Source organism: Microvirga sp. M2, from assembly GCF_047497095.1.
Classification (GTDB): domain Bacteria; phylum Pseudomonadota; class Alphaproteobacteria; order Rhizobiales; family Beijerinckiaceae; genus Microvirga.
In genome coordinates this window covers 459318-472119 of sequence record NZ_CP134065.1, presented here as the reverse complement: position 1 = coordinate 472119, position 12802 = coordinate 459318, and the positions used below count along the sequence as shown (strand labels likewise).

The window sequence follows — 12802 nt, the reverse complement described above, 5'->3', positions numbered from 1 at the left end:
ATATCGCTGCTTGTCAGGGCAGGGAGATAAACGAGACCCAGTTCGGGTTTTTGCCCATGGGATAGTCCTTGAGCCTGGTAAGAGTCCCGTTCGCCTGATCGATCGAATAGCTCTCCAGGCTGTTGGACAGCTGGCCGACCGCCAGGAGGTACCGGCCCGACGGATCGATGCCGAAGGCGCGCGGCTGCTCCGCCGTGGGATATGAACCGATCGATGTCAGCGTGCCGTTCTCAGGATCAACGCGAAACGCCGCCAGCGTGCTCGAGGTTCGCTCAGACACGTAGAGAAACCTTCCGTCAGGCGTGATGTGGATATCAGCCGCCCAGGGTTTGCCCGAGAAGCCTTTCGGCAGCGAGCTGGCAATCTGGATCTCCTTGTTCAAGATGCCGGCCGCGGCATCGTAGGGAAACACGTCGATGGACCCGTCGAGCTCGCTGACGAGATAGACGAATTTGCCGTTCGGCGAGAAGATGAGATGGCGCGGGCCCGATTGCGCCTTGACGCTCCGGGTCGGAGGGTCGTTGGGCGTCAGCCGGCCCGACATCGCATCGAACTTCTCCTGGTAGATGACATCGCCGCCCAGGCTCGTATGCAGGACGAAGCGGTTCGCAGGGTCGGCGAGAATGCAATGGGCGTTGGGCCTGGTCGGGACGGTCTGCTGCGTCTCTTCGACGACACTGTTTGGCCCGATCGCGCTGACGGTGACTTCGTTGCCCTGGGAGGATGCGCTTAGCAGGAAGCGCCCGGACCGGTCGGTCGCGATATAGGCCATCGAGTTCGCGAGCGGCCCGCTGCCGACATAGGTCGGCCTCCCGGTCCTTGCATCGATCGAAAAGGTCGCGACCGAATAAGGTTCGTTGCGCAGGCCGGCGTAAAGGAATCGCTGGTTCGGGCTGACGGCCAGCGGCGTCGTGTCGCCAGGCTCGGCCGGACCGGGGATCGGGATGGTCGCGACCGGCGTCAGGTCACCACCGGCCTTGAGCTCCAGAACGCTGATGTCCTGGCTCTCCGCATTGCCGACATAGACGAAAGTGGCCGCGCCTGCGGGCACCGCCGCAAGCCCCAGGGTCGATGCCAGAATGGCGATCATTCGCAACCTCGACATGATATGGATCTCCTGTAGCTCATCGATCGAAGACGATTTCATCTCGCCGATGGCCCTGATCTATCGATCGTCCTTGCCTTCGGTGCTCTCTGTGTTCGCCGCGCCGTCCGGGCCTTGCAGCGCACGGTCGCGTGGGACGTCTTCGCCGGCCCAGATGCGCCGCTGCGTCCAGGCGGCCGGAGGAGCCGTCCAGAACGGGTCGTCGGCCGGCAAGCCGAGATGAACCAGTCCGGTCAGACAGATGTAAAGGGAGCCGGTAGAATTGTAGTCTTCGCGAAGGCTAGGCTGGGAACCGACCGCGCCCAGGTTGAGCCAGCCCTCCCTGTCGAAGGTTCCTGGAGCTTCGACCATACGCATGATCACGTTCGTCAGGCCCGCGCGCACGGCACCCGCGTCGACACGATCCGGAAGATCCTTGTTGAGCGCCGTGTCGGCCAGCTGGTAGAAAGCCGCGAAGCGATAGGCGGAAGAGCGGCCCATCACCGGAAAGGTGCCTTCGGGCGAGATCAGTCGCTCCAAGATCTCCGCGTAGCGGCGGCCGCGGTCCTCGGAGACCGGCAGGAACCGCGAGACGTCGTGGTGCTTGGCCCTGGCGACGCGCAGAACCTGCAGCAGCATGGGATGAATGACGTAGCTGTTGTAGTAGTCCAGATGGAATTGCGGGCCGTCGCCATAGACACCATCGCCCAGATACCAGTCATCGACGAACTTCGTGACGGCGATTTCGATCCGCCTGAGATCCGCATCCCCATCGAACTGCCAGAGGGCAGCTTCGATGATCGCGGGATACAGGTACCAGTTGTTGTTGTGCTCCAGTTTGATGTTGCGCGACGTGCGAAGCGCATCGAGGACATTGGCCTTCTGGTCGGCGTCGAGAAAATCCCAGAGCTGGTGGGGCGCGGCCAGCAGCGCGGAGGCGAGATAGCCGGACTCCACCAGGGGTTGATCAGGTATGGTGCCGAAGTTCAGGAAGTCGGGCGATGCGGGGTCAGTGGCGTTGATCAATGACTGCCGTGCGAGGCCGATGAAGCGGGCGCGTCGGCGGCCTTCGGGGGTGTCGTCGGGCCCCACTTCCAGCCACGGGGCGATCCCGGCGAGGGTGCGGGCGAAGGCTTCGTAATGGGTCCAGGCCGCGTTGTTCTCCTCCCAAGGATGGACCGGCATACGCTTCTTCAATTCGCCTTTGCTCAGCGCATCGAGCACCGGTTCGGCGATCTTGGTGAGCACGTCCACGGCGTAGGTCCGGTCGAAGAGCGGCGAGTTGAATTTGAGGCCTCGCCGCGAGAGATCGGGCACACCGACGAGCGTTGCGTCGGCCTGCTCGATCAGCTTCGCGGAGTCGGTCTTCGCATCCTCCCCGAGTGCGCGGAGGATTTCCGACCCGGCCATCAGGACGCCGCCGGTGCCGTAGGCGACACGGGAATCCAGCCCAAATCCTTCCGGTTCGGCGCCGATCGGCTGCACCCCGCCGACTGCGCCAACGGTGTTGATCTGCGTCAACAGCCCATTCCATCCCCGCTCGACGGCAGGCCAATAGGTGGCGGGGTCAAGAAGTCCGTGACGGATGCCCCAGGCCATGCCGAAGACGAACAGGGCGCTCCCGCTCGTCTCTCCAAGTGGAATCTGCTTCGGGTCCGCGAGGTTCGGATACCAGAGCCCGTCGGGCTGCTGGGCCGCAAGGATCGCCGGCGCCATCTCCTTGAAGAGGTTGGTGTAGAAATTTCGATTTTGATAATCGGCCGGCATCGCATCGAGCAGAAGGGGCAGACCGGCGAACACCCATCCGTTGCCGCGGCTCCAGAAGATCTTTTGACCATTCGCGGTGCGCCGGTTGATAAAGCGGTCATCGCGATAGAACAACTTCGCCTGCGGATCGAACAGGGTATCGTAGACAGGCTTGAATCCACGATCGACGAACTGCAGATAGCGCTCGTCCTTGGTCGCTTGAGCGAGGAGCGCGAATGCCGGTGGTGCCATGTAGAGCGCGTCGATCCAGGTCCAGCGATCGGTGTTGCTGACGCCGGGTGTCTGCGGCTCTTGGCTGAAGGTAAAATTCTCGGTGATCGGGTTTGCCAGGATCTCGTCGATTCGTCGCTTGAAGGGTTCGAGCCGCTCGGTTCGTGTCGGGTCCATCAGGTAGATGCGCATCCAGGCATGCCCGGCCGCCAGATCGTCGGCGTGATAGGTGTTTGGTCCCAGTCGCCAGCCTTCGCGCGTGCCAGCCCGGATGACGGCCGCGAGGTATTTCGGATCGCCGGTCGTCAGACTCGTGTCGATCAACCCGTCGAGGAGCGGAGCAACCGCCCAGTGAAGGGTGCCGTATTCGACGGGATGAGCCAATTGCCAATCGCCCACCCGCGTGATGGTGGCCCTCACCTGGCCTGCATCGAGGGCGCTTCCGCTTGGAGCAGGGGCCGCAGCGCCGGTCCAGCCGACAACAGGCAGCGCCAAGGCAACTGCAAGAACCATCGCATATCCCTTTGGCCCTCTCATCATCATCGTCTCCAGACAAGGGTGGGACCTAGAGCGTCGTCATTGATGGGGCAGCGCCCCGAGGGAGCCCGTTGCAGCCTCCGAAGGCTTGATGACGAAGTTCGAAACGATCGCGTCCCCGCGCTCCGGAACGAAGTCGAGCTTGAGATGTCCGTCGACAACTGTCGTCGTGAAGGTTCTGTTGACGACAGTGCGATAGGCACCCGCGGTTTGCAGAACATCGAAGTTGTCAATCTGGGTCACGCCGTTGGCGATCACATCAAAGAGACGCTGCCTGGGCTCAGTCGTGCGATCAGGCTCAAGGAAGCCCAGGGTGATGGTGTAGGGCCCATTGTCCAGCGGGATGTAATAGCTGAAGGTGCCGGAGCGGTAATTCTTGAACAGGGCTGGACTCTCGCTTCCGCGCACAGGGGTGAGATCCTCCGGCACGTCGCCGTTCTTTGGAACGAGCCAGCCTCCACGACCGCCGATGAAGAAGTTGTCCGAGCCGAAGAGTTCGCCCGACGCCGACCTGAACCCGGTGGCAATCTGCCCGGCGGCGATGTGGATGCCGGTTCCGTTGAACGACCAATCAACGGAATCGCTGACCGTTGCCCCTCCGTGGCGGCCGACGACCACCACTTTGTTGGTGCCCGGTCGCAACGTGACGTTCCTGAACACGCACGCCTTTAGCAGGCATTGGTCCTGCCGCAATGTGCCGACCACCATGTCATTGACCGACAGCTCGACTGAGTCGGCGTTGCTGTAGACCTTGACGTCGGTGACCGGATAAGCGCGGCTCGTGTAGCGCCGGCTCGTGATGTAGGTGACAGGCTCGCTGCTCCAGTTCGCCTTGTAGAAGAAGAACGGGTCCTTCCTGGTCTTGCGGTCGAAGCTCACCAGGCCCTTGGTGTTGACATTTTTCACATCGCCTTCATTGCGAAGATCGCTGCCGAAATCGAACATATTCCAGACATAGGTCGCCCACAGATAGTTCCGGCTCAGGATCAGGGCGTAGTTCTGCTCGTGAACGTAGCCGGAATATTCCTCCGGCTGGTAGACGACGGGCACCATCCCGGGATTGTTGGTCTCGACTGGGCCGCCATGAACGTTGTCGGTGTGATGAGTAACCGCCGCCCCGGCGCCATACTCGCTGATGCCGATGGGCTGATCCGGAAACCGCCCCCGCAAGGCATCGAGAATGGTCGCAAGGCGCGGAACGTCGCCCCCGTACCAAAGCTGGTACTTGTTGATGGCCCAGACGTCGGTAATCCCGCCAAGGTCGATGTACGAACCATTGACGGGAGGGGTGTCCGTCGAGGTGAAGTCGGCATAGGCTGTGGACCGGCTGGAATCTTCCTGCTTGGCCAGCGCCTGAAGTTCCTCGAACACTGGGGTGAGGTTATCGTGCCAAGGTTCGGTGCACTCCCGGTGCATGAAGGTCGTCTCGTTGCCAAGGGACCACACGGCCACGGCAGCATGGTTGTACTGCTGGCGGATCATCTCGCGCAGTTGTTGCCGGGCACTGGCCCGGAAAGCGGCTGAGGCGTCCCGGCGGGGGCACACTGATCGGCCGGATGATGCCGACGAGATCTTCACTTCCGTGGTGACGCCAATGCCAACGGGGAGCTCGGCCCAGGCGACCAATCCCATCCGGTTGAGGCTTTCAAGCGTGTAGCGGTCGAACGGGTAGTGCCCGAGCCGAACCGTATTGGCGCCGATTTCCTTCACCAGCGCCAGCGACGTGTCGATGTCGTGCGGGGACTGGGCCCAGCCCTTGCCGTAGGTCTCCTGGTGCATGGCGACCCCGCGCAGGGGCACATGCTTGCCGTTCAGGAAGAACCCGTGGTTGGGATCAATGTAAATCTCGCGAACGCCGAAGTCCTGGACGACCCGATCAATGACCTGGCCGTCTGCCCGCGCCAGCTCGGCGACGAGCTTGTATTGGTAAGGATCCTCGACACCTTGCCACAGGTGAGCTTGCTCCAGCTGCAGATTCCGGGTTACGGCGGGGTTGGAGCCTGCCCGTAGCGACAGGGTTTCCTGCATGCTTTCGGCAACGCGCCCATCGGCCTCGAGCAAGGAGGCGCGGACGATGTAATCGCCGTCCTCCGTGGCGTCACTCTTCAGCTTAGCACGCACATTGATCGTCGCGCTATTGCCGGAAATGGCGTTCGTGGTGGCGTAGACGCCAGGGCCACCCATATCGGCGAGATCGAAGTGAACCGGCTCGCGGGTGGAAACGAGAGCAACGTGGCGGTACAGGCCGCCATACATGATGAAATCACCCCCCAGCGGCGGAATGGCCGTGATATCGTTGTCGGAGGTCGGTTGGCTGTTGTCGACCTTCACGAGCAGAACGTTCCGGCCGGCGGGCACGAGGATGTTCGTGACATCAAACCGAAACTGGGTGAAGCCGCCCTGATGCCGACCGAGCTTGTGCCCGTTCAGCCAAACATCGGCGACGAGACTTGCGGCACCAAATTCCAGCCAGTGGCGGGCGCCCGCCGCTGGGGTGTCGAACTCGAGCCGGTACCATCCGAGGCCGCGCTTGTAGGGTTGACCCGCGCTGGTGCCGGCGGCTTCGGCATTCCAGGTGTGAGGCAGATTCACGGTTTCCCAATTGGCGGCTGTCGACGCCAGGGCCGCATCGTCGGACAGCTGATCGTCCTGGATGAACTTCCAGCCTTGCTGAAGACTGGAGGTTATTCTCAGGTCTGTCGCACTCGTGCCTGCGTTGGGATTTGATGCCGGGTGCGGGGTGTCCTGGGCTATTGCCGCAGAGCTGATAATTGCAAGGATCAGCGCCTTGATGATCCACATGCACTTCATGAGGTTTCTCCAGCCGACGCATGGAACGGCTGCAGGAGGAGACGCTGCCATTCCATGGCCCTGACCCGGCGCTTCTACGCTCAAGGGTAGAGCCTAAACCAGACGCAAGACTGGAGTTTTTGGTACTTGTACTTTAACCCGGAGGGGCATCATCCGTTCCGGAGCGCGAACGCCTCAACAGCCATTGAACCATCATAATGCATGCCGACAAAGTCCGCAGACGGCTAGAAGGATCGACACTTTTTCCACGGTATTAGATTAACCGGCACGCCGCACGTTCGGGCTGAGGTGGAGCTTAGGTGAGTGCCATGCTCGAGACACTGCCAGAGGCACCGGCCCGTTGCCAAGCTGATGGGGTCGTCTAATCGCGGGCCATTTTGCAAGTAGTTTTCCAAAACCTCACCGGCTCGACACTGGGATCAGAGTCGAGGGAGACCAAGGAGAGCTCGACCCAAGCGGATCATAGGCGCGCCGCGTGAGCGTGTGCCGGGAGCAGGGTCGTCTTCGCGGTCGACAGCGGTCGCCGCATGATGGAGCTTCCCCACGTCCCGGCAGGGACGTCTCAGCGCGCTCAGAGACTGAGCGCAATCCTCAAGTGATCAAGCCGTTGCGCCGATGCTCCGGTCGAAGAAGGAGCCGGTCTTGAGCATCGCATGCATGATGACCGCCAGTTTCCTCGCCACAGCAACGGTTGCCCGTTTGAAGCCGACCCGCTCCCGGAGCGTGAGGCCCCATCTCCGCAAGCCGCTCTCGGCCGAGCTGCGGGTCAGGATGACCGTTGCGGCCTCAAACAGAAGCCCCCGCACCTGGCGATCGCCTCGGCGGGAGATGTGGCCGTCATAGTCGACCTCGCCCGACTGGTAGCGTCGGGTAGTCAGGCCCAACCAGGCACCCACAGAACGGGATCGCTTGAAGTTGTCCGGATCCACAATGGCGGTCGCGAAGGATATTGCAGTGATCGCGCCGACGCCTGGGATCGACATGAGGATGCGACAGGCTTGGTTCTGACGCGCCCCGGCCACGAGCTGACGTCCGAGTTCCATGGCTCGGATGCGCTGGCCGCGCCATGCCTCCAGCATCGGCAGCACAATGGCAGCGAGCCCGTTCTGACCAACCAGAAGACTGCGGACATTCGTCTCGAACGTGCTGCCCTTGCCCGCGGGAACGACCAAGCCGAAGGTCTTCATGAGGCCGCGGATCTGGAATCCGGGTGCGGGCTGCCACCAGCGTGCGGGTCAGCATGCTGTCGAAGCCCTTCACCCGCACCTCGCGGAAGAAGCCCACCTCGGCCAGATGAGCAAGACCATCGGCATCGTTGGCATCTGTCTTGTTGGCGGCCATGTCGAGGGCTGCCTTGACATGACGAGCATCGATACAGATTGCCGGCAGCCCCTCGGCGCAAAGCGCGTGATAGAACCACACGGACAACGGGCCGGTCTCAAAGATCACGCGTTTGGCGGATGGGGCGCGCTTGCGGATCAGGTCAGCAATCAGCTTGGGATCTGAGGGGCACTTGCCGCGCCAGATGCGCTTACCGCCTCGGCGGATCGACACCGCCGTCTCTTTCATCGACACGTCGAGCCCGATATAGTCGTCCATGGCTGTTCTCCATTCGATGCTTGGGCCCGGCTTCCGGTCGTGAGCCCGTTGTTCCATCTTATCGGGGAACAGCCACCGACTTCCATGAGCGTGACTGTTATTCAGGGCGACTCGCTCCCGCGATTACCCCATGTGGACGCCCCCTGCTCACCGGCATCAAAGTGCCAAAGAGTGGTCGTCCGCAATAGCCGATTCACGATGCCGACGTGCTGCGCCTGAGCACCGCCGCCCCGATCCCGTCGGTGATGCGAACGGTCACGTCCTACCTGCAATGGCGGCGGGCCCGACCAGAGTGACGGGCCATGCCGGGAAAGTCAGGCGTCCTTTGGCAGGGCGGTGTAGACCCGCACGATGAACTGGTGGAACTCCGTCATGTAGTGCTTCAGGAACTCGGCCGTGGCCTCGTTCGTCACGTCGCCGTCATCCGTGATGAGCTCGTGCGTGAACTGAATGTAGGCCTCCGGCGCGTTCATCTGCGGCGAGTTGCAGAAGCTGAGGACACTCCGCAGATGCTGCTGCGCGATGGCGGTGCCAATCGACCCGGGTGAGGTGCCGATCACGGCCGAGGGCTTGCGGGTGAAGGAATTCTGACCGTAGGGGCGGCTGGCCCAGTCAATGGCGTTCTTGAGCGCGCCCGGGATCGAGCGGTTGTACTCAGGGGTGACGAACAGCACCGCATCGACGGCCGCGATGGCGTCCTTGAACGCCCGGGCCACGGGCGGATACTCGTCGTCATAATCGTAGCTGTACAGCGGCAGGTCCTTGATCGGAACCTCGGTGAACGTGAGGTGCTCGGGGGCCAAGCGGATCAGCGCCTGGGCGAGCTTGCGGTTGATCGATTCCTTCGCGAGGCTGCCGATCAGATAGCCGACTTTGAACGTGGTCATGGTGATCTCCTATGAACGGGTTGGCGACCGCTTGGAACCATCCCACAGCTGATCCGCCAGCGGGTAGATGCCGGATTGTCCCTCCCGGTCGCCGGTGGATGCGGGCTTCGCATCGCGCGGCTTCGAGCCTCAGGACTTCGACTTGATCGCCGCCCCGAAGGCGACCGCCGCGATGCCCTGGGCGATGAGGTCAGCCGCGAGCACTGTGGCGAGCAGCACGGCATGGTCTATGGGCCAACCGATAGCGATCACCACACCTGCCACGATGGTGAGGCCGCCGGACAGGGCCAGCCATCGCCATCCCGCCTCCGGCCGAAGCCGGGGGCGGGTCCGGACACGCAGAAGCCCGGCCACACTCAGCGCGAGCAGCAGGCCAATGGTCAAGGGCAGGGACGCCAGCAAAGGATCGTAGAAGGCGATGATGCCGGCGGCTCCGTACAGGGCGCCGCTGAACAGCCAAGCGTAAAAGCCGCTCCATCCCGTCACCAGCATCGCGTGGAGGAGTTGGGCCACGGCACCAAGCGCTACCATGGCGCCGATGAAGCGGACCGGCGGTGCCGCGTCGATAAACAGGTTGGCGACGCCAAGGGCACCCAGCACAAGAAGGCCGGTTCCCACAATGAAGTAGGCCCATTTGGGATAAACCTGATCCCGTCCCACGGCCTTGTCCCAATGGGAATGGAGAGATCTCATCTTCCGTCTCCGCCTGGTTAGTTTTGGATGGCTCCTTGATGACGACTTTGACAGGTCTGACTGTTCTGACCAGCCCTATCGGCAACTCGGATTGCTCACCTCCGAGACGGCCAGGAAGGAGATGCTCGCAGGCGCGAGCTCAATCCGTCCTGCCGGAACGCGGCTGCCGCGCAGGTCCGGAAGTTCGTCCTGGGCCCTGAGCCTTAGCTCCTGTCCGTTTAACGAACGGATTGTGCCATGGCCGGGCTGCCCAGGGCTGCCACAAGGAACGCGAGGGGACGCTCGTGGACACCCCATGTGGCCAGCCCCTGCGCATCGCCCGTCGCCATAGAAGGTGAGCCAAGACGACGGACCACACCTGCTGCTGTTCCGGCGCCCGCGGTTCGGAGTGAGGAGCTAAGCACGGCCGTGCCAGCGTCGAGCCCTGTGACACACGGAACCGGCTTGCGCCAACGCTGTTCTTACCGGAGCGCGATCGCCTGGTGAGGCGTCATGGCCGAGCTGCTCCCGAGTCTTTTGAATGTCGCGGTGCTGGTCTTCAGCGTCAGCAGCATGCTCTCTGTTGGCTTCAGCTACAGCGTTCGGGATATCATCGACCCGCTCCGCGATCTGCGCAGCGTGCTCCTGACGCTTGTTGCCAACTTCGTCTTGGTTCCACTGTTGGCCTATGCCGTGGCGCGGCTCCTGCCGCTCGATCAGGCGGCGCAGATCGGCCTGATGCCGGTAGCCACGGCGGCCGACGCCCCATTCCTGATCAAGCTGACACAGCTCGCCAACGGCGACACGGCATTTGGAGCCGGAGTGCTGGTGCTGCTGCTGGTGGGCACCATCCTCTCCATGCCCATCGTGGTCCCGTTTGTTGTCCCCGGCGCTACAGTGAGCGCCACTGCCATCGCCGTGCCGCTCATCCTGACCATGCTCCTGCCGCTCGGCGCCGGTCTCTTCATCGATGCCTCTTTCCAGCGCATTGCAGACGCCCTGCAACCGATTTCAAACATCGCATCGAGCATAGCGCTGGTGGTGCTGGTCACGATGACCTTCCTCGTCAACTTCATGGCCATTCTGGGCGTTTTCGGCACGGGCGCCATCGCGGCGGCGTTTCTCGTCATCGGCGGTGCCTTCGCCCTGGACTATCTGATCAGCGGCAGCGACGCCAGCAACCGAGATGTGATCGCGCTCGCCACGGCGCAACGCAATATGGCAGCAGCGACGGTGGTCGCCACACAGAGTTTTGGCGATCCGGACATCCTCATCATGGTGGTGTCACGTCGATTGTGTCCATGGCCGCCCTGTTGCCCGCCGCATGGGCGTTGGGCAGGCGTCAGACGAGGCATGCTGGGACGGAGCCCTGGGGCACGGTGGCGCGCCGGAAGGCGCCGCTCGTCTAAAGGCGAGTTCTCGCATCGTCAGGGACCGAATTTGCCGTCAGGCCGTCTGGCAGGATCCGCGGCCACGATGCAGGAGGGAGCATGATGGTCACCAAGGACACTGCCGCGCAGCTCAACGCCCCCCAGAGGCACACACAGTCCGAAACCCGGCCGAACATCCTGGTCCTGTGCATGGACCAGTGGCAGACCCACATGCAGGTGCCGGACGCGGCGGCGTTGCCGGCGATGCGGCGCCTGGAGGCGCAGGGCGTGAGCTTCGACCACCAATACTGCACCGTGCCGATCTGCACGCCCTCGCGCGCCACCATGTGGACCGGCGTCCACGCCATCCACACCGGCCTGTGGGACAACACCAACTTCGCCTGGACCGGCGAGCTCACGCATGCGATCCCGACCATCGGCCACATGCTGCGCGACCAAGGCTACCACACCGCCTTCAAGGGCAAGTGGCACCTGTCCGAGGTGCCCCACCGCGAGGATGGCCTGGAGCGCTACGGCTTCTCCGACTACCAGCAATGGGGCGACATGTTCGGCGCGCCGCTGGAGGGACAACAGCTCGACGGGACGGCCACGTTTGAGACGGTGGACTGGCTCGAGCACAGGGCTGCCCGGCTCGACCGGCCCTGGCTCTTGGTGTGCAGTCTCGTTAACCCGCACGATGTGATGTACCTCCAGGCCGACCCCAGCCAGCAGCCGGATCCCGAAGGATTGGTGGCCGGGGTCCAGACCACGGTGCAGCAGCTCGGCTGGTTCGAGCAGGAGTGGGATGTCACCCTGCCGGACAACTTCGAGGACGATTACGCGCTGCAGCCGCCGGGTGTGCGGTATTACAAGGAATATGTCGATCTGAACTACGGCCGTATCCCGGACGACCGCCGGGATCTCTGGATCAAGCACCGCAACTACCTCGTCAACTGCATGCGCTTGGCGGACGCACAGTTCAATCAGGTGGTCGCGGCCCTCGACCGGCTGCATCTCTGGGACAACACCGTGGTGATCTTCACCGGCGACCATGGCGAGATGAACGGCGCGCATCGGCTCACGCAGAAAGCCAACATCCCCTTCGACGAGGCGGCCGTCGTCAACCTGACGGTCTGTGCGCCGGGCGGGCCACGGGGACAGCGCACGGCGGCGGTCGGCTCGCACCTCGATCTCGCCCCGACGCTGCTGGCCTTTGCCGGCCTCAGCAACGAGGAGATCCAAAGCCGCTACCCCCATCTCAAGGGGCGCAGCCTCAAGGCGGTGATGCTCGAGCCAGACCAGGACGGCCCGCGCGGCAGTGCCCGGACGCCCGGAGACGGGGCCCTGTTCTGCTGGGACGGGCTCAACGCGCTCGACAACCAATGGTCGGTCTCGGGCGCACTGAAACTGTTGACCAGCACGGCAAGCGAGCCTTCGAACGAGCAGAATGAGGAGGAGGATCGCAGGGCGCGCATGCACGAGGCGGGGCGGGTGTATGGGGCTCCGGACTTCTCGCGGCGGGCGTATTTCCGCGCCGTGTCCGATGGCCGCCACAAGCTCGTGCGCTGGTTCAGCCCTCAGGAATACGCCAATCCCGCCACGCTCGATGAACTCTATGCCGGCGCCGATGTCGCGCTCTACGATCTGGAGAGCGACCCCGGCGAACTGGAGAACCTCGCCCACTCCGATCATCCGAGGCACGATCCGGCGCTCGTGCAGCGCATCCTCACCAAGCTGCATGCGCTGGTACGGCACGAGATCGGCGACGACCGCTGCCCGTTCGATCTCGACATGTTCGGCACGCGCGAGGTCAAGTATCGCAATGGGGATCATGACGCCAACGGGCCGGATCAGCCGCGATAGGT

Annotated in this window: 7 protein-coding genes and 1 pseudogene; 2 read left to right on the top strand and 6 right to left on the bottom strand. The window is 63.1% G+C overall.

Going from position 1 to position 12802, the window contains the following annotated elements:
- Nucleotides 1–13: 13 nt before the first annotated feature.
- The 6 genes and pseudogenes from RE429_RS30815 to RE429_RS30790 all read right to left on the bottom strand — a co-directional run bounded on the left by RE429_RS30815 (nucleotide 14) and on the right by RE429_RS30790 (nucleotide 9588).
- Entirely contained in the window at nucleotides 14–1105 is a 1092-nt protein-coding gene (locus tag RE429_RS30815; RefSeq protein WP_414476098.1) for a lactonase family protein, read from the bottom strand.
- Nucleotides 1106–1165: 60 nt separating this feature from the next.
- On the bottom strand, nucleotides 1166–3574 hold the full coding sequence (locus RE429_RS30810) for a DUF2264 domain-containing protein (protein WP_414476097.1): 2409 nt from the start codon (nucleotides 3572–3574) through the stop codon (nucleotides 1166–1168).
- A 63-nt stretch (nucleotides 3575–3637) separates the two neighbouring features.
- Nucleotides 3638–6409, bottom strand: coding sequence for a glycoside hydrolase family 2 TIM barrel-domain containing protein (locus RE429_RS30805; RefSeq protein WP_414476096.1), 2772 nt, complete (start codon nucleotides 6407–6409; stop codon nucleotides 3638–3640).
- Nucleotides 6410–7008: 599 nt separating this feature from the next.
- Nucleotides 7009–8008 (bottom strand): annotated as a pseudogene (locus RE429_RS30800) (IS110 family transposase).
- Nucleotides 8009–8322: 314 nt separating this feature from the next.
- Nucleotides 8323–8895 (bottom strand): NADPH-dependent FMN reductase, encoded by a 573-nt coding sequence (locus tag RE429_RS30795; protein WP_414476095.1) that lies wholly within the window; start codon nucleotides 8893–8895, stop codon nucleotides 8323–8325.
- A 129-nt stretch (nucleotides 8896–9024) separates the two neighbouring features.
- Nucleotides 9025–9588: an HdeD family acid-resistance protein gene (locus tag RE429_RS30790; protein ID WP_414476094.1), complete on the bottom strand. Its 564-nt coding sequence runs from the start codon at nucleotides 9586–9588 to the stop codon at nucleotides 9025–9027.
- Between the two features lie 492 nt (nucleotides 9589–10080).
- Here RE429_RS30790 and RE429_RS30785 point away from each other — a divergent pair, with 492 nt between their 5' ends.
- Together RE429_RS30785 and RE429_RS30780 are read left to right on the top strand one after the other, a co-directional pair.
- Entirely contained in the window at nucleotides 10081–11061 is a 981-nt protein-coding gene (locus RE429_RS30785; RefSeq protein ID WP_414476093.1) for a bile acid:sodium symporter family protein, read from the top strand.
- Nucleotides 11058–12800: a sulfatase-like hydrolase/transferase gene (locus RE429_RS30780; RefSeq protein ID WP_414476092.1), complete on the top strand. Its 1743-nt coding sequence runs from the start codon at nucleotides 11058–11060 to the stop codon at nucleotides 12798–12800. The genes RE429_RS30785 and RE429_RS30780 overlap by 4 nt, the downstream gene beginning before the upstream one ends.
- Nucleotides 12801–12802 lie beyond the last annotated feature (2 nt).